The sequence below is a fragment of the Bacillus sp. FSL W8-1127 genome (assembly GCF_038006725.1).
Lineage (GTDB): Bacteria > Bacillota > Bacilli > Bacillales > DSM-4216 > Bacillus_O > Bacillus_O smithii.
Window position 1 is genome coordinate 1,117,007 of the sequence record NZ_JBBOVU010000001.1, and the last position, 24,082, is coordinate 1,141,088.

The 24,082-nt window shown below is 39.0% G+C and carries 22 protein-coding genes; 17 read left to right on the top strand and 5 right to left on the bottom strand.

Annotated elements, in window-relative coordinates:
• Positions 1–215: 215 nt before the first annotated feature.
• On the bottom strand, positions 216–938 hold the full coding sequence (locus NST12_RS05330) for an HAD family hydrolase (protein ID WP_048622986.1): 723 nt from the start codon (positions 936–938) through the stop codon (positions 216–218).
• Positions 939–1,063: 125 nt separating this feature from the next.
• Between NST12_RS05330 and NST12_RS05335 the strand changes: the two genes are divergently transcribed.
• The 14 genes from NST12_RS05335 to NST12_RS05400 all read left to right on the top strand — a co-directional run bounded on the left by NST12_RS05335 (position 1,064) and on the right by NST12_RS05400 (position 17,217).
• A complete protein-coding gene (locus NST12_RS05335; RefSeq protein WP_244878046.1) occupies positions 1,064–1,660 on the top strand; it encodes a Gfo/Idh/MocA family protein in 597 nt (198 codons plus the stop codon).
• Positions 1,661–1,671: 11 nt separating this feature from the next.
• Entirely contained in the window at positions 1,672–2,643 is a 972-nt protein-coding gene (locus tag NST12_RS05340; protein WP_048622987.1) for a sugar phosphate isomerase/epimerase family protein, read from the top strand.
• Positions 2,644–2,732: 89 nt separating this feature from the next.
• Positions 2,733–3,764 carry a zinc-dependent alcohol dehydrogenase family protein gene (locus tag NST12_RS05345; RefSeq protein WP_048624408.1) on the top strand — a complete coding sequence of 344 codons (1,032 nt, stop codon included), beginning with the start codon at positions 2,733–2,735 and terminating at the stop codon, positions 3,762–3,764.
• Between the two features lie 23 nt (positions 3,765–3,787).
• Entirely contained in the window at positions 3,788–4,627 is an 840-nt protein-coding gene (locus NST12_RS05350) for a sugar phosphate isomerase/epimerase family protein (RefSeq protein ID WP_048622988.1), read from the top strand.
• 698 nt (positions 4,628–5,325) lie between these two features.
• Positions 5,326–6,609 carry an IS110 family transposase gene (locus tag NST12_RS05355; RefSeq protein WP_270584767.1) on the top strand — a complete coding sequence of 428 codons (1,284 nt, stop codon included), beginning with the start codon at positions 5,326–5,328 and terminating at the stop codon, positions 6,607–6,609.
• A 417-nt stretch (positions 6,610–7,026) separates the two neighbouring features.
• Entirely contained in the window at positions 7,027–7,425 is a 399-nt protein-coding gene (locus NST12_RS05360) for a DoxX family protein (protein WP_048622989.1), read from the top strand.
• Positions 7,426–7,642: 217 nt separating this feature from the next.
• Positions 7,643–8,593 (top strand): ring-cleaving dioxygenase, encoded by a 951-nt coding sequence (locus NST12_RS05365; RefSeq protein WP_048622990.1) that lies wholly within the window; start codon positions 7,643–7,645, stop codon positions 8,591–8,593.
• Positions 8,594–8,712: 119 nt separating this feature from the next.
• Positions 8,713–9,318, top strand: coding sequence for an alpha/beta hydrolase (locus NST12_RS05370; RefSeq protein WP_048622991.1), 606 nt, complete (start codon positions 8,713–8,715; stop codon positions 9,316–9,318).
• A 474-nt stretch (positions 9,319–9,792) separates the two neighbouring features.
• Positions 9,793–10,593 (top strand): VOC family protein, encoded by an 801-nt coding sequence (locus NST12_RS05375; RefSeq protein ID WP_244878048.1) that lies wholly within the window; start codon positions 9,793–9,795, stop codon positions 10,591–10,593.
• Positions 10,594–11,069: 476 nt separating this feature from the next.
• Positions 11,070–12,344, top strand: a complete 1,275-nt coding sequence (locus NST12_RS05380) for an Nramp family divalent metal transporter (protein ID WP_048624409.1) — start codon at positions 11,070–11,072, stop codon at positions 12,342–12,344.
• Positions 12,345–13,055: 711 nt separating this feature from the next.
• Entirely contained in the window at positions 13,056–13,940 is an 885-nt protein-coding gene (galU, locus tag NST12_RS05385; RefSeq protein ID WP_048622994.1) for a UTP--glucose-1-phosphate uridylyltransferase GalU, read from the top strand.
• A 29-nt stretch (positions 13,941–13,969) separates the two neighbouring features.
• Positions 13,970–15,661: a DUF6044 family protein gene (locus NST12_RS05390; RefSeq protein ID WP_048622995.1), complete on the top strand. Its 1,692-nt coding sequence runs from the start codon at positions 13,970–13,972 to the stop codon at positions 15,659–15,661.
• Between the two features lie 22 nt (positions 15,662–15,683).
• Positions 15,684–16,679 carry a glycosyltransferase family 2 protein gene (locus tag NST12_RS05395; RefSeq protein WP_048622996.1) on the top strand — a complete coding sequence of 332 codons (996 nt, stop codon included), beginning with the start codon at positions 15,684–15,686 and terminating at the stop codon, positions 16,677–16,679.
• Between the two features lie 124 nt (positions 16,680–16,803).
• Positions 16,804–17,217 (top strand): GtrA family protein, encoded by a 414-nt coding sequence (locus NST12_RS05400; protein WP_048622997.1) that lies wholly within the window; start codon positions 16,804–16,806, stop codon positions 17,215–17,217.
• A gap of 314 nt (positions 17,218–17,531) precedes the next feature.
• Here NST12_RS05400 and NST12_RS05405 read toward each other — a convergent pair whose 3' ends face one another.
• From NST12_RS05405 to NST12_RS05420, 4 genes are all read right to left on the bottom strand, one after another.
• The gene (locus NST12_RS05405; protein WP_048622998.1) at positions 17,532–18,731 is read right to left on the bottom strand and encodes a NupC/NupG family nucleoside CNT transporter; all 1,200 of its coding nucleotides are present in this window, start codon (positions 18,729–18,731) and stop codon (positions 17,532–17,534) included.
• Between the two features lie 661 nt (positions 18,732–19,392).
• A complete protein-coding gene (locus tag NST12_RS05410) occupies positions 19,393–20,340 on the bottom strand; it encodes an L-lactate dehydrogenase (RefSeq protein WP_048622999.1) in 948 nt (315 codons plus the stop codon).
• Between the two features lie 515 nt (positions 20,341–20,855).
• A complete protein-coding gene (locus NST12_RS05415; protein WP_048623000.1) occupies positions 20,856–21,299 on the bottom strand; it encodes a YndM family protein in 444 nt (147 codons plus the stop codon).
• Positions 21,300–21,493: 194 nt separating this feature from the next.
• Complete coding sequence (locus NST12_RS05420) at positions 21,494–22,168, bottom strand: SOS response-associated peptidase (RefSeq protein WP_048623001.1); 675 nt, start codon at positions 22,166–22,168, stop codon at positions 21,494–21,496.
• Between the two features lie 243 nt (positions 22,169–22,411).
• On the opposite strand from NST12_RS05420, the gene NST12_RS05425 reads away from it, so the two are divergent.
• The 3 genes from NST12_RS05425 (at position 22,412) to NST12_RS05435 (ending at position 23,988) form a co-directional block, all read left to right on the top strand.
• Complete coding sequence (locus NST12_RS05425; RefSeq protein ID WP_003354268.1) at positions 22,412–22,795, top strand: hypothetical protein; 384 nt, start codon at positions 22,412–22,414, stop codon at positions 22,793–22,795.
• The gene (locus NST12_RS05430; RefSeq protein WP_003354269.1) at positions 22,785–23,051 is read left to right on the top strand and encodes a metal-sensitive transcriptional regulator; all 267 of its coding nucleotides are present in this window, start codon (positions 22,785–22,787) and stop codon (positions 23,049–23,051) included. Before NST12_RS05425 ends, NST12_RS05430 begins: the two co-directional genes overlap by 11 nt.
• 265 nt (positions 23,052–23,316) lie before the next feature.
• A complete protein-coding gene (locus NST12_RS05435) occupies positions 23,317–23,988 on the top strand; it encodes a type 1 glutamine amidotransferase domain-containing protein (RefSeq protein ID WP_041846895.1) in 672 nt (223 codons plus the stop codon).
• The last annotated feature ends 94 nt before the right edge of the window (positions 23,989–24,082 follow it).

The following is a 24,082-nucleotide window of genomic DNA, read 5'->3' on the forward strand; positions in this document are numbered from 1 at the left end:
ATAGACCCCTGGAGGGGTCTATTCCAAACATTTGAAAGCATAAAAGTGACAAAAGGCATCCGAAAGCGCACATTCGGATGCCTTTTGTCTACACTCTGAGAAAACCATATTCTTTCGATAAGAATATGGTTTTCTTTTTTAGTCCTGCTAAATTTAGAACATCATCTCATCCAATTGTCCGATAAAGAGCTTTAGACATTGTCACTTTGTTGAGTTTAGTTTGGGATCTGGATCGTTTGTAAAACTTCTTCCAGTTCTAAAATAGACGGGCATATATACACTTTTGAATGATAAGAAGGGTCTGGCAAAGTGGAAGAAGGATGGATCCATACAGCTTTAAGACCGGCTTTCACCGAACCTTCTATATCATTTAACCAAGAATCTCCAACGTAGATAGCCTCTTCACGATTCTTATTTAATTTATCTAAAACATAATAAAATGCTTTAGGATTGGGTTTTTCAAAACCGATCTCCTCTGAAATAAAAATATGGGTAGGTTTAATGATTTGATCCAGTCCCATTCTCTTTATTTTTTCTTTTTGCTCTGATTTTTTCCCGTTTGTTAAAATCGCAAGTTCATAATGGCTTTTTATGGACGTCAACAGATGATGTAGCGTAAAGTCTGGAGTGATCCTATCTAATAAATTCTGAAAAAACTCTTGAAAATACTGCTGAGATTCTTCAACCGTAATATCAATTTGAAAATCGTTTAACGTTTTTATTAATCTTTGTTGACGCAATTCATCTAAAGATATGACATTTTGGGAATGGAGGTTCCATAATTCTTTATCATATCTTTTAAATAAAGAGAGAAATTTATGATAATCAAGGTTTTTCGTTAAATGAGAAGAGTGGAAAACATCCTTATTTGCTTCTTCCCAATACGATTGAAAGGGCAATAATGTATTATCTAAATCCATTAAGACTAGTTTAATCAATAGGATCCTACCTTTCTTTTGGAGATCAATTTCATTTTCTTCTAAGGAAAAGGCCAAGCTGCCAAACCACAGAAAAGTAGTTTTATTTTAATTCTTGAATGATAAAAAATCTGTAGTGGAAAAAAATGAAAATTAGAATAACCGGCAAAAAAATTGTGGAAGTATTTGCTGATTTGGCCACGGTGATACCGATTAGGAAAAAACCATCATCCCATGTCACGACGTTTGGAACACAAAAAGGACAGGAAGCATCCGAAGATGTTCCGATACAAACAGAAGATTATGCTTCTGTCCTTGTACGTTTTGAAGATGGAGCAAGAGGTGTTTTCACGGTTTCACAAGTAAGCGCCGGAAGAAAAAACAGGCTCAGTTTTGAAATTGATGGCAGCCAAAAATCGGCCTATTGGAATCAAGAAGAACCTGAGAAATTATGGATTGGGCATCGGGACAGGCCGAATGAAATTCTCTTAGCGGATCCTGCTTTATTCACGCCGAAAGCAAGATCATATATTCATCATCCTGGGGGACACAATGAAGGTTGGCCGGACTCTTTAAAAAATATGATGCTCCATTTTTATACCTTTATTCAAGAAGGCAAAGACCCGCTGAGAGATAAAGCAAATTTTGCCACATTTGAAGATGGTCATGTATCGATGTGTATTACGGATGCCATTTTAGAAAGTCATGAACAACAAAAATGGGTGAAAGTGAAGGCAGATTAGGAGGTACATTCATGAAACTAGGCGTATTTACCGTTCTTTATCAAAATCTTCCGTTTGAAGAGATGTTAGATAAGCTGTGCGAGATGGGGGTAGAGGCGGTTGAGCTGGGAACAGGCAATTATCCGGGAAACAGCCATTGCGATCCGGACGAGCTGCTCAATAATCCTGAAAAAATCAGATCTTTTTTACATGCGATCGAAAGCAGAGGGTTAACCATCAGCGGATTAAGCTGTCATGGAAATCCCCTTCACCCGAATAAAAAGGCTGCAAAAGAAGCTCATGAGGTTTGGAGGAAAACGGTTCTGTTGGCAGAACGTCTAGAAGTGCCCGTGATCAATGGATTTGCCGGATGTCCGGGCGATCACGAAAATGCGAAGTTTCCAAACTGGGTCACTTGTTCCTGGCCGCCGGAATATTTAGAAATTCTAGATTGGCAATGGAACCAAGTCGTTATTCCTTATTGGAAAGAAGAATCCAAGTTTGCGGAGTCACACGGAATTAAGAAGATTGCCTTTGAAATGCATCCTGGTTTTGTTGTTTACAATCCGGAAACTTTACTAAAATTAAGGGAACATGTCGGACCTGCCATCGGTGCCAACTTTGATCCAAGCCATCTCGTTTGGCAAGGGATTCATCCCGTTGAGGCGATTAAAAAATTAGGAAAAGAAAATGCCATTTTTCATTTCCATGCAAAAGATATTTATCTGGATGAAGCGAATATTCGTGTCAATGGCGTATTGGATACAAAACATTACAGCGATATTTTGAATCGCTCCTGGACATTTAGATCCGTTGGATACGGTATGGATGAAAAGGCATGGAAAGATATGCTCAGCGCTCTTAGCGCCGTTGGGTATGATTATGTGGTTTCCATTGAACACGAGGATATGCTTGCTTCCATAGATGAAGGCTTAGGCAAGGCGATTTCTTTATTAAAAGGAGCGCTCTTCAAAGAGCCGGTAGAAGAAATGTGGTGGGCTTAATTTCTATGAAATTTTCGAAAACGATTGATCTTATATGATTGTCTCTTGGGGCCTGCTGCATAATGATTACAGGGGAGTGGATCACGAAAATGAAAGCGGTTATATTTCCTGGAGATAAAAAGGTGGAAGTGCGAGAATATCCCATTCCGACTCCAGGACCAGGTGAAGTGTTAATCAAAATGAAAGCGTCAGCCATTTGCCGAAGCGATATGAGCTTATATTACGGCGACCCTGTTGTCGGCGGAGAAAAGGCGAAAACAGGGTCCATTATTCCGGGACATGAACCGGCAGGAGAAATTGTTCAAGTAGGAGAAGGTGTACATTCCTACTATCCCGGAGACCAGGTGGCTGTTTATTTAGCATTGGGCTGTGGAGAATGTTCATATTGTAAAAGCGGTTATAAAATGTTTTGTAAAGAATTTCAATGCATTGGATTTGACGCTCATGGCGGAGATGCTGACTACATGGTGGCTCCGGCTGAAAATTGTATGAAAATTCCCGATGAAATGAGTTTTGTTGCTGCTGCCGTCTCTACTGATGCCATTGGCACATTATACCATGCACAAAAGAGGCTGGGGATCTCCGGAAGAGATGTCTTAGTGATTTTTGGTTTAGGGCCAATGGGCGGTGCGGGTGTCATGATCGCCAAAGGATTGGGGGCAACGGTCATTGCCGTAGATATGCTGGATGAACGGCTGCAAGTTGCAAAAGAGCTTGGAGCGGATTATATCGTTAATGGTAAAAAGGTCAATGTACTGGAAGAAATCTTTCGGATTACAAATGGCCGTGGCGCAGATGCTGCCATTGATTGTTCCGGAAACGCGCAAGCTGAAAATAATGCGTTGGATTGTGTCCGCCCTCACGGACGAGTCGCATGGATTGGCGAGAGCAAAAGCACAACGATTAAGCCAAGTGATCAGTTCATTCGTAAACAAATAACAGTTATAGGTTCTTGGTATTTCCCCATTCATGAATATGAGGAAATTGCGCAATTTATCATCCGAAAAAAATTGCCCGTCGAAAAATTGGTCACTCATCGATTTAAGTTGGAAGAGGCTGAAACAGCTTTTCGGCTGTTTGATGAGCGCAAAACGGAAAAAGCGGTATTTGTTTGGGAATGAATTTTGAAAAGGGGATGTACAAGATGAAGGGTATATCTTTTAATACTTGGGTTTACAGCAGTTTTCCAACTTGGGTTCCTTCTTATCCGTTAGAAGAAGTGATTAAACGAATTTCGTCATTTGGCTATGATGCGATTGAAATAGGATGCGCCAGTCCGCATGCGTGGCCGGACTATTTATCAAATGAAAGAAGACGAGAGATTTTAAAATTATTAAAAGAAAAGAACTTAAAAGTATCAGCAATGTTGCCCGCTCCAGGCGGCGGGCCGGGGATGAATCCGAGTTCTCCTCTGGCGGAAGAAAGAAAGTTTACCATCAACCATTACAAAGAAGTGGTACGGCTAGCTTCTGAATGGGAATGTCCAACCGTTATCTGGGTTGCCGGCTGGGTTGTCCATGGCACTTCTCAACAAGATGCGTGGAATTATAGTTTGCAAGGTTTAATAGATGTAGCCAATTTCGCCAAAAAACATGGGGTGACGATGGTAGTAGAACCTACTCCTGCGGACAGCAATTTAATTGAAACAGCCGATGATGCCTTGCTTTTAAGGGAACAAACAGGCTTATCCAATGTAAAAGTAATGTTTGACACTTTCCATGCTTTATACAGAAATGAAGTGCCAAGCGATTATGCTTATCGAATGGGAGAATACCTTCACCACGTCCACATTTCTGATCATGACCGACTTCCGCCCGGACAAGGAAGAGGCGATTTTCCATCTTTATTAAAAGCGTTAAAAGATATTCATTATGACGGTTATTTGTCAATGGAAGTAGGATTTCATACGAGACAATCAGAACCTGATTGGTATGCAAGAACGTCAATCGAATATTTAAAAGCGAAATTAGCAGAATTGGATTAATGGAAAAAAAAGAGTTCAACCGATGTCAGGAAGAGCTTGCCGGATCCAAAAGGTTGTGTCCACTATAGGGCACAACCTTTTTTAGCATAAAAAGAAAAATTCCTGTTATTTGGGTGTTGATTCGGCAGGAAGAAACAGCTTTTATTCGAATACTATGTGAACAATCAAAATAAAATTCAAAGGAAACCAATGTTTTATGGAGGTTTTGATCGATCTCATAATTTTTTCACTATACGATAAATGCTTTATTTGATCCTGCCATCACGCTCATTTTTATTTTGTTCTTTCCTTTTGCGGATTGAACAAAAAATACCATTCAATAAAATTTTCCAATCTACAACATAAGAGTTGACAAAAGATTGGATGTGCGTTACTATTATCTCAAATTCAAGATACTTGGATTTAAGATAATGAGGTGGAAGAAAACGAATATAAGGGGGGTGGAAATAACAAGATGATGATGTCTGTTGGTTTTTAGACAGGATGGAATAGTGGAACGTTTCCTTAGTATGAATAAGGAAAGCGCACCCTAAGCACGGGGCGAGAATGGGCCCCTTCAATATAGATCAAAATAAATTTTAAAGGAGCTATTCCTGTAATGAAGAAATTTGAGGTTTGAAACAAAAAGAGCCCTCTTGGTATAGTACAGGGTGTCAATGCATTGACCCCGAATTAATAATTACCAAGGAGGACTCAAGATGAATTATACGCAAAATCGTAAAATCTCGCAAATTACACCATCAACATTAATTGTAGGCATTGATATCGCCAAAGACAAACACGTCGCTCGAGCTCAGGATGATCGAGGAATCGAATTTGGAAAAAGACTGATCTTTGAAAATCGCATACATGGCTATCAAAAACTGCTTGATTGGGTTTCGAGGCATCAAAAGGAACACCAAAAAACACATGTCATTTTTGGTGTTGAGCCGACCGGTCATTTCTGGCTGAGTCTGGCCTATTTCTTGACTGCTAAAGGTTATGACTTTGTCTTGGTCAATCCTATGCATGTCAAAAAAACTAAAGAGCTGGATGATAACTCTCCAACTAAAAACGATACGAAAGATGCACGTGTGATTGCACAGCTGATTAAAGATGGGCGATACTCCGTACCAAATCTCTTAGATGGCATCTATGCAGAGCTAAGAGAAGGCGTCAAATTAAGAGATCAGCTCATCCAGCAGCTTATGATCACAGAAGGTCGTATTCAAAATCACATCCAGCGTTACTTTCCGGAGTTTTTCGATGTATTTAAAGACTGGGAAGGAAAGGCAGCTCTTTGTACATTAAGAAACTTTCCATTCCCCTCTCAGATTAAAGAAATGACATCAGAAGAAGTTCTTGCGAAATGGAAACAAGAAGTAAACCGTGGTGTAGGAATCAAACGAGCTACAAAGTTAATAGAAGCAGCGAAAAAGAGCATTGGTATCCAAATTGGTATCAAGTTTGCTAAACGTGAATTGGATTATTTACTCGATCAATATGAGCTATACAAAGAGCAATTAGGACAGTTAGATAAGGATCTGGAAGCACTTGTAGTAACGATACCTGGAGCGAAGGAAATGATCAATATTCAAGGCTTAGGTCCTACAACAGTCGCGCTATTCTTCGCTGAGGTCGGGGATATAACAAAGTATAGTCATCCCCAGCAATTAGTAAATCTGGCAGGGCTGTCATTACGTGAACATAGTTCCGGGAAGTTTAAGGGGCAAACCAAGATCACAAAACGAGGACGAAGTCGATTGCGAAGAGCTTTATACTTGGCCATTCGTCCACTCGTTGCCCATAATCCAACGTTTAAAGCCCTGCATCAATACTACACAAAGCGTCCTGATCGACCTTTGAAGAAACAGCAGTCACTGATTGCCTTGTGTTGTAAATTACTACGTGTCTTATTTGTCATTGGTCAAAAACAGTGTGAATTTGATGGTTCAAAGTTATTGAGAGGTTTGCCTCAAATCGATTCATTACAGGCAGCTTAAGGCTTTATTAAGTTCATGAAATCATTTCAGAATACCGTAATTATCTCAAATGACAAACACCAATAGTGCAGAGTTGGAGCTTATTTATTCCATACGGGCATGTGACCCAGCAAAGGAGCATATCCAACCTCCACCTCATGGATACGCAGGACGAAGGAATGTATGGAATTCAATCCGGAGAGATGTGGGAGGGTTAGCGACCGTGAGTGATGTGGAGATGATGAAGCACGGTTATACCTTATTTTTACCAAATAAATACAATTTGGTTGATAGGATGCCCCCTACCATGTAAATTATTTAAAAAAATTCAACATATATCCATTAAATGAGGTGTGTATTCTATTAAGTGTCTATGAAATTTTGAGAAAAAGCGAGTATTCGGGAGAAAAATAAACTTTATTGAGGGAGGAGAAAATGATGATGAGTATTGGTTTGTTAATTATTCGTTTAGTGATTGGATTATCGTTTGTCGGCCATGGAGCTCAAAAATTGTTCGGCTGGTTTGGAGGCTATGGAATAAAGGGCACCGGTCAATGGATGGAATCGATTGGCATTAAACCAGGTGCAACGATGGCTTTTCTGGCCGGTTTAGCAGAATTTGCAGGGGGATTGTTATTCGCTCTAGGATTACTAACACCTCTTGCGGGAATCATGATCGCTGCGACCATGATCGTTGCGATTGCAAAAGTTCACGGACCGAATGGATTTTGGGCGACACAAAATGGTTATGAATTGAATCTTATATTAATTGCAGTTGCCATTGGGGTTGCTCTTACAGGTCCTGGCCAATATGCTTTGGATGCCGTTCTTTTCTAAAACGATTTTGTCCAAAATGTGAGGGAATCAAAAGAGAATTTAAAGTAAATGAGTATGGAGGGGCAATAGAGTGAATCAGCCATTATAGAATCCATTATAGAAAATTTGCCCCTTCTTTTTTAACATGCAAAAGCGAGGAAGATACTTGTATTTTTAGAAAATGATCCATACTTGCTTCATCAGGAAAGGAATCAATCTATTCAAGGAGAGAAGAATGATGGGGAAGAAAACAAAAGGGATCCATCACATCACAGCCATTGTGGGGAATCCGCAGGAAAATGTCGACTTTTATGCTGGTGTGCTGGGATTGCGATTGGTGAAGAAAACGATTAATTTCGATGATCCGGGCACTTACCACTTTTATTTTGGCAATGAAGCCGGAAAACCGGGCACGATTATCACCTTTTTCCCATGGCCAGATGGGCGCAGAGGGAAAATCGGCGACGGACAAGTGGGAGTGACAACATATGTTGTTCCAAAAGGCGCTATGCTGTTTTGGGAACAAAGGCTCGAGAAATTCCACGTTCCATTTTCCAAACTAGAACGATTTGGCGAACAATATTTACGTTTGAGCGATCCTCATGGGTTGGAAATAGAATTGGTGGAGAGAAAAGAAGGAGACAACAGCCAATGGAGTTTTGGCGGCGTGACCTCTGATGTCGCCATTAAAGGTTTTGGAGGAGCCGTTCTTTTCTCTGCCGATCCTGAAAAAACAGCTGAATTGCTCGAAAACGTACTGGGGCTTGAACAAGCAGGAGAGGAAGGAGAATATATCCGTTTTCGGTCGACAAGCGACATTGGGAATGTGGTTGATTTGAAAACATCTCCAACCGGCCGCGGTCAAGTAGGGGTCGGAACGGTCCATCATATCGCTTGGCGTACAGAGAATGACGAGGATCAGTTGGATTGGAAAGAACGCATCGAAAAACACGGATATCCAGTAACGCCTGTACAGGACAGAAATTATTTTCACTCTATTTACTTCAGAGAATATGGGAAAATTTTATTTGAAATGGCCACAGACCCACCGGGATTTGCCATTGATGAAGAACCGGAAAAATTAGGAGAAAATTTAATGCTGCCTGAGTGGTATGAACCGTACAGAAGCAAATTGGAACAAATTTTGCCGTCTATTCAAGTAAGAGAATTGGACAAAACTCAGAAGTAAAAATTTCTTTTTAAAAGCAGGACTAGATGATTGGGATTCGATCATTGATCCAATCCATAAGAAAATCGGAAATTGAATGAGCCGTCTTCCTTGTTATGAGGTATGAAAGGAGAAAAATCATGAGACATCTATTTCAACAAGGCCGCGATCCGGCGAAGCCCACTTTTCTTTTGCTTCATGGAACAGGGGGCAATGAATCGGACCTATTGCCTCTGGCCGGTATGATCGACCCGGATGCTTCCGTTTTAAGTGTACGCGGAAATGTGCTGGAAAACGGAATGCCTCGTTTCTTTAGAAGATTGGCGGAAGGCGTATTCGATGAAAAAGATCTTGTGTTCCGTACGAAAGAATTATATGAGTTTCTAGACGAAGCATCAAAGAAGTATTCATTCGATCGAAAAAATATAGTGGCTATTGGATATTCCAACGGAGCTAATATCGCCGGAAGCTTACTGTTTCATTATCAAGATGCGTTGAAAGGAGCCATTCTCTTTCATCCGATGGTTCCAAGAAGAGGGATTGATTTGCCGCATCTGTCAGAGACAAAGGTATTCATCGCAGCGGGCACAAATGATCCCATCTGTTCTCCGCAGGAATCATCGGAACTTCAACTTTTATTAGAACAAGCACATGCGAAAGTTGACATTCACTGGGAGAATAAAGGCCATCAATTAACATTGGATGAAATTCAAGCCGCTGCTAAATGGTATCAAGAAATGTTTTGATATCTAAAAACCATGTATTCTGATATTTTGTGCGAATTTTGAAAAAGATGATGATGCGAAATGGAGCAGCTTTGTGGACAATAAGCAAATGAGAAATGTTTGGCTGAATTGAACAATGAGGAAAACATAGCAGCAACATTAACAATCGGAAAATGGAAGCAGGTTGAATGGAATCATTTTTGAACGTTGTCTGTTTTGGCTTTAAAAGAATAAAAACATACTATTATAACGGCAAGGCACGAATGACCACCTCATTCATGTATTTTCAAATATATTTTTCATGATCAAGATTGTTACTTTACAGTTTTTAATTACAATAATAAAATTACTTACGTAAAGTAACTATATAAATTTTGAAAACTACTTTTTTACAACTGAAGGTAAGTAAATGAATTTCATTATTTATTCAAAGAGAGGGAATTAATATGGAATTTCATCCCGCCCCATACGTTTGTGGGACAAGTGGACTTAAAAGTGGCCAATTTAGAACGTTCTCTTGCGTTTTACCAAAACGTGATAGGTTTTCAAATACTGGAACAATCAAAAAAGAAGGCGGTCCTTACAGCGGATGGAAAAACGCCTCTGGTAACCATTGAGCAACCGGAAAATGTGATACCGAAACAGCCGCATAGAACCGGTTTGTACCATTTTGCCATCCTACTGCCTACACGTTCGGACTTGGCGAAAGTATTGCTGCATTTTATTCAAATTCGCTATCCATTGCAAGGGGGATCGGATCACCTTGTAAGTGAAGCGCTCTATTTAGCGGATCCTGACGGAAACGGAATTGAGATTTATGCAGATCGTCCATCATCTACATGGAATTGGAACAATGGGGAAGTGGTCATGTCAACAGAGCCGCTGGATGTAGAAAATTTGCTTGCAGAAGGAAGAGATGGATCGTGGAAAGGACTTCCTTCCGATACAGTTATTGGACATATTCATTTGCACGTTTCCGAATTGCAAAAAACGGAGCAATTTTATCGTGAAGGGCTTGGATTTGATATTGTAAGCCGATATGGTCGACAGGCGTTATTTATCTCGACAGGCGGCTATCATCATCATATTGGATTAAATACTTGGAACGGGGTGGGAATACCTGCGCCTTCAGAAAATAGCGTCGGATTGAAAAAGTTTTCTCTTGTCCTCCCGAGCGATGAAGCTCGAAATCAAATCATCGACCGGTTGCGGAAAATCGATGCTTCCGTGACAGAAGAAAACGATATATACATGACAAAAGATCCTTCAGGAAATCAGATTCAGCTGTTGGTGTAAGTTTGAATCATTTTCCAAGATTTTCAGCGGAACTCCAATGCTTTTTGAGAAGTTGATTTTTGAAACCAATAAACGTTCTTGCAGCACTCTTCCTTAAATCGGGTGAAAGAGTGCTGTTTTTTTATAACGGACCTATGCATGTCTCTTTCATTCTATACGTGAAATGATTTTAGAAGGGAGAAATGGAAACATTTTATATTTTGTCATAATAGATAAGTCCTGAACGGAGCATTGTTGATAGAATAATTCTTTCTAGCACAAAATATGGACTGAATATGGATGCTTTGCCATAATGGTGAATGGATTAAGATGTATGGATGTATCTCACCAGGCTATGCGAGTAAGAATTAGTGCAAAATAATTTACATTTTTGCATGAATGATTTAAGATGAAAACAATTATTTTTTCCTTAAGTAAACTTTTTTGTAGAAGTATTACTTTTAGGTGTTTATGCAAAAATGAGAGGATCATTCGTAATGAACAATCATGATAAGAATAAACAAATTATTTATACAGCCCAGGCGGTTTTAGAGGGCAAAATCAAAGGATGGAAAGGCATTTTTCCTTTCTTGGGTCCGGCGTTTATTGCTTCTGTCGCCTATATGGATCCGGGCAACTTTGCAACCAATATCACAGCGGGATCTAAATATGGCTATGCGTTGTTATGGGTGATTGCGGCATCCAATTTAATGGCGGTGCTGATTCAATCTTTATCCGCTAAATTAGGAATTGCAACAGGCCGTAACTTGCCTGAGGTAGCAAGGGGATATTTTTCAAAACCTGTTTCCGTCTTTTTATGGATTCAAAGTGAATTAGTGATCATCGCAACGGATTTGGCTGAGTTTATTGGTTCATCATTAGGGCTTCACTTGCTTTTCGGGGTGCCTATGGTTCCTGCCGCTCTTATCACCGCTATTGCATCTTTTGTGATTTTGGAATGTCAGCGCCGTGGTTTTCGTTCATTGGAAACCGTGATTGTCGTCATGATTTCCATGGTGGTTTTATCGTTTGCGGTCCAAACGGTTCTGGCAAAACCTGATGTGGGAGCCGTTGCCGAAGGCTTGTTGACGCCGAAGTTTATAGGAGCAGACAGTATTCTGCTCGCTTCCGGCATTCTCGGGGCGACGGTCATGCCTCATGCTATTTACCTTCATTCTTCTTTGACTCAAAATCGTATAGTGGGAAAAGGCGAGTTAGAGAAAAAGAAAATATTTCAATTTGAGTTTTTGGACATCCTTTTTGCGATGTTAATATCGGGTGCCATCAATATGGCCATGTTGATTGTAGCCGCGGCCTTATTCCATAAAAATGGTTATGTTGTAGAAGATTTGGACAAAGCCTTTTACCTTTTCCATCATTTATCCGGTACTGCAGCTGCCGCTTTTTTTGGTCTTGGTTTGTTAATTGCTGGCTTGTCGAGCTCTTCCGTCGGGACGATGGCTGGTGATGTGGTCATGCAAGGATTTATTAACAAAAGAATACCTATTTATGTCCGGCGATTCATTACAATGGTGCCGCCGTTGGCCATTATTATAAGCGGCATTAATCCTACAAAAGCGTTGGTAGTCAGCCAAGTTGTTTTATCTTTTGGCATTGCTTTCGCTTTAATTCCGCTCATTATTTTTACAAGCAAGCGAAAAATTATGGGGATTCTTGTGAATCATCGCATGACAACCGTCATTAGCTGGATTGTCGCAACGCTAGTCATTTTACTAAATCTTTTTATCCTTTTTCATACTTTTGTTGGATAGATTGAAAAACTTAAAAAAATAAAATTGTGTTCATCCATCAGATGCACTGTCATAAAATCATGAATGAGTAAAACCTTTACGAATTTCAGCATAAAATGAGGATTCGTAAAGGTTTTTTTATGAATAAGATGTAATAGTGAGCATGTTCTAGATTCATTCTTCCACTGGCGTTCTCTATTGTCAAAAGTCTGCTTTTTCATTAACCTGTATAAGGACTCTTTTTCAATCTCCTTTTCAGCCTTTGCCGGGATTACTGCTTTTTCGTCTTGAAACTGGGATTATAATAAAACGTGGAATGGATGAAGGGGGAAATGGTTACAATGCCGATCTTTCGGGAGCTTGGAGAAGTCGTGCGATCTATTCTATTATTTTCAAAGAATGGGTTTGAGAAATTATCTATATTGTAATAATGGATAGAAAATAAAAAATTCCGGCAGAACTTTTAATGGTATAGATAGGTCTTTTAGAATGTCATCATCATGATGACATTTCATTTTGATCGTACGGTCGATGGAGAGGACGAGTGAATGGACTGTATCCATGATCGCCTAACTTTTAAACTCATAATGGATTCTTCCCGAAAATAAACAAAGGCTAAATTCTTTTTTCTTGAGAAATAGGATTTTTAGAAGATATGAGTTTTTCTACCGTTGAACGAATGGTGAAAATGATAAAAAGACCAATTTTTCATCCAAGGGAGAGTGCAACGTCATGAAATCAGTAAAAAAAGCGATCATCCCGGCTGCCGGGTTGGGAACACGTTTTTTGCCTGCGACAAAAGCGATGCCAAAAGAAATGCTTCCCATTGTTGATAAGCCTACCATTCAATATATTGTGGAAGAAGCCATTCATTCTGGGATTGAGGATATTATCATCGTGACCGGCAAAGGAAAACGCGCGATAGAAGACCATTTTGATCATGCATTTGAATTAGAAAAAAACCTTTATGACACAGGAAAGCTGGATTTGTTGGAAAAGGTTCAGCAATCATCGAACATGGTTGACATCCATTACATTCGTCAAAAAGAACCGTTGGGTTTGGGCCATGCGGTTTGGTGTGCTCGTAAATTTATTGGAGACGAGCCTTTTGCCGTGTTATTAGGGGATGATATTGTGGAATCGGAAACTCCTTGCATCAAGCAGCTAATGAATGTATATGAAAAAACGGGAGCATCCGTCATTGGAGTTCAGCCTGTTCCTTTGGAAGAAAGTCATCGTTATGGAATGATTGACCCGATGGCTCAGAATGGCCGACTGTATGAAATCAAAAATTTAGTGGAAAAACCGAAAAGAGGACAAGCCCCTTCTAATTTAGCGATCATGGGTCGTTATATTCTGACGCCAGAAATCTTTTCTTACCTAGAAAAACAAGAAAGAGGGGCAGGGGGAGAAATTCAGCTTACCGACGCCATTCAAAAATTGAGCAAGACTCAAAAAGTGTTTGGCTACTGCTTTGAAGGGAAACGATATGATGTCGGAGAAAAATTGGGCTTTATTTTGACGACTATTGAGTTTGCTTTAAAAAATGAAGAATTAAGAGAGCCTATGCTAGAAAAATTGAAACAACTGATAAAACAAGAAGAGAGAATGGTTTAAAACAAATAGATGGGGTGCGTGTATACGGAATGATGGCAAAATTAGCTTCGAATTGGACGAAAGAACAAAAATGGATTATTATTGCTTTTGCATTAATTGGAGTATATCTCCTTCCTATGTATGTATTAGGGGAAAATTCACATATTCGGGTTCATGATAATATGGACTCGAACATTGCTTGGTATAGGGTGTTAAAGCGAAGCGGGGAATTATTCGGACCTATTAATGCTACCATTCCACAAGTAATCAATGGGTTGCCGCGTAATGCATACGGTACGGAGTTTAGTGGGATCGAATGGCTGCATCATTTGTTTCCTCCAATGTTAGCTTACGCATTAAGCCAAACGATCACACGGGTATTCGCTTTTATAGGCATGTATTTGCTTTTAAAAAAGCACTTTGTTAAAGCAGACGATGCTTATCTAATTCGAGTAGGAGTGTCGCTTGCTTTTGCGCTGACTCCTTTTTGGCCTTCCGGCATGTTAAGCACGCTTGGACAGCCGCTTGCTTTATGGGCATTTTTGAATATAAGAGAACGAAAAGCGACTTGGAAAGAATGGTTGACGATTACTTTGCTTCCTTTCTATTCAAGCTTCGTTTTAGGGTTTTTCTTTTTTCTGGTAGCCATGGGGCTCCTTTGGCTGCGCGATGTGATGGTCAAACGTGATTGGAATCTCAAGTTTTTTGGCAGCATAGCGTATATGACTTTCCTTTTTTTGGCAATTGAATATCGGCTGGTTTATTCGCTGGTGTTTCCGACAGAACCGACGAGCCGGAATGAATTTGTCAGTTCTAAATTAGGATTTTGGCATTCTGTTCGTCTTGTGTTTAAGAACTATTTCTTAGGGCATACGCACGTAATGACCCTGCACACTTTTGTGATTGTTCCGCTTTCTTTTATCGTCATGGCGATCATTATTCAGAAGAAACAATGGAATCAAGAAAGAAACTATGTTCGTTTGTTTATCCTTAACTTCGTATTATCAGTCTGGTATGCCTTCTGGTTTTACAAAGGATGGGAGCCATTAAAAGAAAGGTACCAATTGCTAAATACGTTTAATTTTGCTCGTTTCCATTTTTTACGGCCAATGATCATTTACATGATGTTCGCGGTAGGTGCTTATATTCTCTGGAAAAAAGGGGTTCAATGGAAAAGATTTGTGAAGGTATGTTTAGTGCTGCAGCTTCTTATACTTTTTGCAGCCAATCCAGAGATTTATTATCGTGCCAATCACTCGCCGTCGTTTAAACAGTTTTATGCCACTCATCAGTTTGAAGAAATAGCGAAATATATCGGAAAACCAAAATCTTCTTATCGGGTGGCGAGCATAGGGCTTCACCCTGCCATTGCCCAGTATAATGGGTTTTACACATTGGATACCTATAATAATTTTTATCCTTTGTCGTATAAGCACCAATTTAGGAAAATCATTGCGAAAGAACTGGAGAAAAATAAGCAGTTGGAGACATACTTTGATCAATGGGGCGGCAGATGCTATATTTTTGTAAGTGAATTAGGAAAGCATTACGACTTCCGAAAAAATAGCAAGAAAAAAATTCATCATCTTCAATTGAACATTGATCAATTTAAGAAAATGGGCGGACAGTATATATTTTCATCCGTACCTATTATGAATGCGGAGGAGGACGGCCTTCACTTTTTAAAGGCTTTCGACGATCCGGATTCAGCGTGGAGAATTTATTTATACAAAGCAAAATAAAGAATTCTGAGGAGGAATTTCTTTGAATTACCCAGTTTTAACCATCGTCGTTCCTTGTTATAACGAAGAAGAAGTTTTTCAAGAAACGTCTAAACAATTAACACAGGTGATCAAAGAATTAATCGATGAACATTTAATTTCAAAAGATAGCAATATTTTATTTGTGGATGATGGCAGTCGAGACCGTACTTGGGATTTGATTGAAGCAGAAACGAATCAAAATATTTATGTAAAAGGTTTAAAGCTTGCTCGAAATGTCGGGCACCAAAATGCCTTGTTGGCGGGATTAGCAACCGCCAGCAAACAAGCCGACTGCGTGATTTCCATTGATGCGGATTTGCAAGATGATATTCGTGCCATCCGTACGTTTGTAGAAAAATATTGGGAAGGTTATGACATTGTTTATGGAGTACGAAATAAACGAGATACCGATACGTTTTTTAAACGGACAACCGCTGTCGCGTTTTATCGGCTCATGAACAAAATGGGCATTAACCTTATTTTTAATCATGCAGATTTTCGTCTTATGAGTAAAAGAGCTTTGGAAGAATTACTAAAATATAAAGAAGTGAACCTTTTCCTTAGAGGGATTGTGCCGTTAATCGGCTTCCCATCTACTAAAGTGATGTATGATCGAAAGGAACGTTTCGCCGGGGAATCTAAATATCCTTTGAAAAAAATGCTGGCCTTCGCTTTTGATGGAATTACATCGTTTAGTGTAGCTCCCATTCGATTTGTGACGTTATTAGGGTTTCTTTCTATTCTTTTAAGTATTTTGATTGGCGGATATGCTCTTATTCAAGAATGGCGGCACCATACCGTATCAGGATGGACTTCTCTCATGCTCTCCATTTGGTTGATTGGAGGTTTGCAATTATTGGGGATTGGACTGATAGGAGAATATATTGGAAAAATCTTTAAAGAAGTAAAAAAACGTCCTCGATACGCGATCGAAACGGACTTATATACAAAAGAAGCGAAACTTTCATCTCCTGCTCCTAAAACTTCCGAGAATTGATCAAGCGAGGAGGTCCAGCTCCCAATCAGGCCTCCTCGAATTTTGGTGAAATCCTGACAGCATTCGAATGGCGTGAAAGATTATGGTTTTTGCCTTCCGGTCAAAAGACGAAGGAGGTATCTTTATGTGGGATCATCTAAAAGAAAAAATGGGAATGCTTCTGAAGTTTTGTACGGTAGGAGTTGGAAATACACTTATTGATTTTATCGTCTTTTTTGTCCTCACCGGTTTACATGTCCATTACTTATGGGCGCAAGGATGTTCTTATCTTGCTGGTATGATCAATAGCTACATATGGAACAGGAATTGGACTTTTAAAGCAGAAGAAAAAGCTAATATTCAAGAGCTGCTTCGATTTCTAACCATTAATTTGGCTGCCTATGCGACTACTCTTCTTTTACTTTCTTTATTTAAGCAAAAGTTTGAATGGCCGTTGGCTGTAAGTAAGATTTTTGCAACATTGTGTGGGATGGCCATTACTTTTATGGGCAGCCGACTTTGGGTATTTAAAAGCGGTTTGTCTAAAGGCCAAAGCTAGGGTATTCCATATTTACCTTTTTCTTTTTTCATGCGAAAAAGAGGCTCGGAACATTGGTTCTTCGAACATTGTGCCGAGCTTTTTTTATAAAAACTTAAAAGCGGATTCATTGTGTATAAGCTTTGAAGAATATGATCGAGATATTGGGGTTATTTGATTGCTTGAATGCAAATCCTTGCCTAAAGATTAGTGGTATTTCAGGAAGAAAAGAAAGAAGCAGTTTCACCCATAAAACAGTCCTAAGCATCAACTTTGCTTAGGACCGGAATTGATTTTCTTACCTCAATGAATAGAAAGCGACAGCATCTTCTTGCTTATCTTACAAACAACCCTACCACCATCGCAGTTAAAAAGGAGACCAAAATACCTGAAACGAGCAGACGCCAAATATTTTTGGCGATTAGTTTTGTTTTCTCCTCATTGAATAATGATTTCACGCTTCCCAAAATAATTCCTACAGTAGAAAAGTTACAAAAAGAAACAAGAAACGTGGAGATGACAGCCTCTGTGTGTGGATTCAGTTTATTCAGTATAGGGTGTAGTTTCCCCATTGCTACAAATTCATTCGTCGCTAATTTTTCACCCATAAATTGAGAAACGGTAAATACTTGGGAATGTGTAACTCCCATTAAATAGGCAAAAGGCGAAAAAAGTACGGCAAAAATATTTTCCAGTGAAAGGTTTTTATGGATCAATCCTAAAACGCTATCGCTGGCAGTAATTAATGCTGTAAATCCGATCAGCATGGTGGCGATGATTAAAGCTAGTTTTCCTCCAGTCAGCATACTGTCTGCCAACATATCGAAGAAGTTTCTTCTCTCTCCGGATTTTGCAGGGTTGTAAACGACGTCTTCTTCTTTCGACACTTTATATGGATTTAAGAATGATGTAATGATTAATGCTCCAACGTCATTTAATGGAATGGCAACTAATACATATTTAGGATCGATGAGCTGCATATATCCGCCGAGAACTCCAACGCTGACACAAGACATTCCTACCATACAGGCGGTCAGCAGCCGTTTATCATCCATTTTGTTCAGTTGTTGTCTCGTTACCGCCAACGCTTCATTGTTTCCTAAAAACATGACTTGAGTAGCGAAAAAACTTTCAAAGCGGGGAGCACGCGTCAATTTAGAAAGCACAAAACCGATGCCGTTGATTAAAGCTGGAAGGATGCCGAAATAAGTTAAGATATCGAAGAAGGCAACAATAAAAATAATCGGCATTAATACGCTCATGAAAAAGGACGGTGTACCATTTAAAGATACTAGGTCACCAAAGACGAAATTGATACCGGACATAGAGCAATGGATAAGCCATAAGAAAAACTTTGAAACGATTTGGATGAATTGTCCACCTATTTTAGTGGTTAACATAAACCAAGTAATAACCAATTGAATAACAAACATCAAAAGGATAGAGACAAAATCTATGCCTTTACGATTGATAGAGCATAAATAGGCAATAGCAAAAACAACGATAATTCCAATGATGTTAATGATAAAAGACAATGAAATTCCTCCCTGAACCTACGCAGGTTTGATGAATAAAAGATTTTAAGCGTTCTTATGTTGTCCGGTCTTTTTTTCGTTTATACTTTTCGAGCGTATTAGTGAATCGATTTTAAAAAACATACAAAAATCGACGTCAAAATCCCTCGCAACGACGAAATAAAATTCTAAAAATAATAAATAGTCGTTTCAAATTAAATTTTAAATGCAGGGTGGGGAATATGCAAGATCAAATAAGTGTAAAAAATGTGCATTTTCAAGGGGATTATTGACAGTTCAAAAAGAAGTTTTTAATTTTTAAAATTTTAAAATTATAGTGAACATAGAAAAAACTAAAGTAGAATCTATATAATGTCAAAAAATGCCGGTTTCATTTATTCAATCAACATATTATTTCTTCATACATGGAACCATTTCGGCGTCCAGAAAAACGATGCGGAAATGCAACTAAAATTCGAATAATAACGATCGTTTTGATTAAATCGAGTTTGAATACCCCTTGCCCTCTCAAATGAGTTTTTGCATGGTTTTGTCTTCTCAGAATCATGGTTTATGATAGAACGAAACTGGAAATAAACTTCTGCAGCTCGCCAAAAGACAGGGCATATATAAAGGGAGCGGAATAAGCATTTAACTTAAAACGCTCCCTTTGTATGGTCGTTTAAGAAAGTACTTTATTCATCGTTTCTTTCAAAACAGCGGCTGAGTGGTTGAATTTTTCTTTTTCTTCTTCATTTAATTTCATTTCGATGATTTCACGAACCCCATTTCGGTTAACGACGGCGGGTGCACCGATGTAAAGATCTTCTTGACCGTATTCTCCTTCAAGCAGAACGGATACAGTCAGAATGCTGTTTTCATTCTGAAGGATCGCTTTAGTGATGCGGACAAGAGACATTCCGATTCCGTAATAGGTGGCTCCTTTTCTTTCGATGATATGGTATGCAGCATCCCGTACGTTTACAAAGATCTCATCCAGATCTGCTCTAGTGATTTCACCCTTTTTGATAAAGGAATCGAGTGGTTCAATACCAATAGTAGCATGGCTCCAAACCGGAAGTTCTGTATCGCCGTGTTCACCAATAACAACTGCGTGAACATTTCTTGGATCGACCTTTAAACGTTCTCCAAGTTGAAAGCGCAGCCGGGCTGAGTCGAGTACAGTGCCGGAACCGATGACACGTTCTTTAGGAAGTCCTGATTCTTTCCAGGTCACATAAGTAAGAATGTCGACCGGATTTGTAGCTACTAGGAAAATTCCGTCAAATCCGCTGTTCATAATATTTCGAATTATCTCTTTAAAAATCTTAGTGTTTTTTTCTACTAATTGCAGACGGGTTTCTCCCGGTTTTTGCGCTAATCCGGCTGTTATGACGACTAAATCAGCTTGTCTACAATCTTCATAATCTCCGTTCCAAATTTTAGCGGGAGAAGGGGCGAACGGTATTCCGTGATTGAGGTCCATGGCTTCGCCTTCCGCTTTTGCTTTGTTGACATCTATCAATACTATTTCTTCAGCTACACCTTGATTGATTAGGGAGTAAGCATAGCTGCAACCTACTGCACCAGTTCCAACGATAACAACACGATTTACTTTTTCTTTTTTCATGATAAGAAACTCCTTTCGTCATTTCTGGTTGATGTGAAATGTGTGAGAATCTAACCAAACCCATATGTAAAAAATGGTTTACATAGGGTAAGTCTACAAATTTATGTACTGTTAGAACATAATTTCCTGTTAGCAGTAAATGTTATGCCAACATTCATTTAAAAGATGCTGCAGCCAAAGACACACGTGAAAGGGTACGGTTCTTCATAAAACGTTGATAATTTAGAAAGAAAAGGAATGGCTGCAGCGATTTACAAGTTCATTATACAACACTAAATGTGAATTTATTCACAATATAAATGAATAATTTGTGAACTTTTTCACACACTGATTTTTTTTATTTTTGGATGAAACCATTTTTTATAGAAACAGGATGAATCGGCGTTTTCTTGCAAAAAAAAGGGCGAATGGGAAATAGGTTTTAAAGTCCATACAAAAACCCCTTATAGTCATTTAGGTATCATTCGTTTCTTTCATTTCCATTGCCTATAAGGGGATCTAATCAAATGACCAATTTATTCTTTTTTATCGTTAAAATCATGATCTTCCGAAAACTCGGCGTTATATGCTAGTTTTTGATTGACTCCCATTTTTGTCCGCCTGTTCGTTTGAACGTCCGGAAAACGATTCAGAATAAATTGATGAATAAACGCTTCTGCTATTGTGATGATAACGGCTGAAATAATGCTTCCCCAAGCAATCTGCATATAGTTATTAAGAAGAATACTGCCAAAAATCCAAACGCTCGTATAGGCAAGAAGAAAATCAACTATTGATGCAGACGTATTTCCAAAATAGGGAAGAATCAACCGATCTCCTATTAAAAAAGACATAATCGTCGTCAGTAAGCTGAAAGAAAAAATATCCAAATAGGTAGCATCAAAAAATAGATCGAGACCTACTGCAAATGCGATTAGGCAAGCAATAAATTTTATAAGTAAAATGCCAGCGTATTTCATCATTCAATCCTCCTTTGTCCATATTTTGAATCAAAAATCAGAATTTTATACTTGTGTCAAATAATTTTGTGAAAAACCATTAGGACATTTCACGTGATCGAATTCAGAAAAGGATTCGTTTATTGAAATCTTCTCTATAATCGTGATGAAAAAGGGGAAAAGAAAAAAAGAAAAAAAGAAAGCCTTAAAACTTCCTAGTCAATGGGCTGAATTAGATCGGGCGAGTTATTTTTCGGTGAATTGACCAATTGAGAAACTTCGTACGCTTCCATGCATTGCTCATCATAAGGCTTTAATAAATTCTTTAATTTTTGAGGGTCGCTAATAGTTGGGTCCAACCATAACGGTTCATCCTGCGGTTTTAATATCACTGGCATTCTGTCATGAATAGACGCCATGAGAGGATTAGGTTTGGTTGTAATGATGGTGCAAGAAAATATCGAGTCGCCATTCGGCGATTTCCATTGTTCCCATAATCCAGCCATCGAAAATAACTCGTGGGATTTTAATAAAATTCTCATCGGAATCTTTTGATTGTTCACTCGTTTCCATTCGTAAAAGGAGTCGGCTACAATAAGGCAGCGTTTTTTTTGAAATGCATGCCGATAACTAGGTTTTTCAGTAAGAGTCTCAGCTCTGGCATTCACTAATTTATGGCCAATGGACACATCTTTTGCCCAAGGCGGAATTAATCCCCATCTTAAAAAGCCCATTCGGTTGGTTTGACCATCATTGATGACGGCTAGAACCGATTGGGAAGGGGCTATATTGTAGCTTGAGGAATAATCTTCATCCTTAAATGAATATTCAGCGCTAAAACGTTCAGCAATTTCTGCAATGGAAGCCGTTAGTGTAAATCGTCCACACATACCATTCACCTCTTAAAAGTATTATATATTGTAGCAGTTACATGTAGTAGAGATAGGATGAAAATGGTTTTGAGCATCCAATAGACGTTCATTCTTATTGAATGTTCAGCAATTACAAGAAAATACGATGTAAGATGCGGCAAAAGCCTCATGCTTCATAATAAATCAATCTACTTGACTAAACACCCCATAGGGTATACTATCCATTGTGAGTATAGAATATACGAGATATGGGAGATGCTTATGGTTGGATTGCTGATATTATTCATCATTTTTATTTGCTTAAAAGAACTTTATAAACGTTACTATCCGGTTAAAGGCATTCCGTGTATAGATCAAAGGAAACAGCGCCAAGATGGCCAAATTACGTTCTTGGATATCAGGGACTATAATGAAGTCATGAAAACGGACGGTCATACATCTTTGAATATTCCATATGCATACTTAAAACGTTTTTATAAAGATATTCCCAAAAACAACATTCATTTGATTGCGCAAGATCCACTGGAATTGAATCTAGGTCTGCGGTTTTTAGCTAGAAAAGGGTTTAAAGTTAAAAGTTATTCATTATCGAACTGTTCGTGTGATCAAAAAAGGATAAAGGGGATAGCCGGTAATGGAGTATAGTAAAGATATTAAAAACCGCTTAAAGCGAATCGAAGGACAAGTTCGCGGAGTACTTCGTATGCTGGACCAAGAGGAAGATTGTAAAGAAGTAATTACCCAATTAAGTGCAGCAAGAAGTGCTTTGGATCGGGCGATTGCACTAATAGTGGCGACAAACTTAGAAAAATGCATTCGTGAACAAATGGAAGAGGGAGAAGATCAAGCGCGTTCTGAGGTCATTAAAGAAGCGGTGCAGCTTCTCGTAAAAAGCAGATAAATCGATTAACTGGCTGGCATTTGGCATTTAAAGCAAAGTGTCCATGAATTTGGATGGCTATTCGAAAGTGTAATAAGAGGTGGCTCTCTGCATTTCAAAAAAGGGAATATCAGCAAGGCAGTTTGAAGGTCATAGAATATGGATTGGACCTTTAATAACGATTTTAAGGTTCATCAAACCGAAGCATATCTTTTGTTTTATCGGGAAAGAATCATTATAGTAAATTCGAAAACGTCATGAGACTCAATTAAAGGAGGTACATCAAATGGCGAACAATAAACGTATTCTCATGGTTGTGACGAACCATACAACGATTACGGATGATCACAAGACGGGACTTTGGCTGGAAGAGTTTGCGGTGCCTTATTTGACCTTTAAGGAAAAAGGATATGATGTCAAAGTAACGAGCATTAACGGCGGAGAAGTTCCTCTTGATCCAAATAGCATAAAAGAAAAAAATCCGGATTGGGTTGAAGCGGAAAAAGAATTAAAAAACACAGCGAAATTAAGCAAAGAAGATGCCGCTGGATTTGATGCAGTGTTCCTCCCTGGAGGGCATGGCACCATGTTTGATTTTCCGGATAATGAAACGTTGCAATATGTATTGCAGCAATTCGCCGAAGATGGAAGAGTCATTGGCGCTGTTTGCCATGGTCCGGCGGGGCTTGTCAACGTCACCTATAAAGACGGTACTCCATTAGTGAAAGGGAAAAAAGTAGCCGCTTTTACGAATGAGGAAGAAAGGGAAACGCAGCTGGACAGACATATGCCATTTTTACTGGAATCCAAGCTGCGTGAAAAAGGGGCGAACTTTGTTTCGGGTGAAAAGTGGTCCGATTTCTCTGTCCGCGACGGAAATTTGGTAACAGGACAAAATCCACAATCCAGCAAAAGCACGGCTGAAAAAGTGATTGAAGCGATTGAAAATCAGGAATAACAGACCTGGAACTGTTCTAAATAGAAGTTGAATTTACGATTTTTCACACCGTTCGTCTTGTTGAACGGTGTGTTTTCCTTGTGAATGGAAAAAT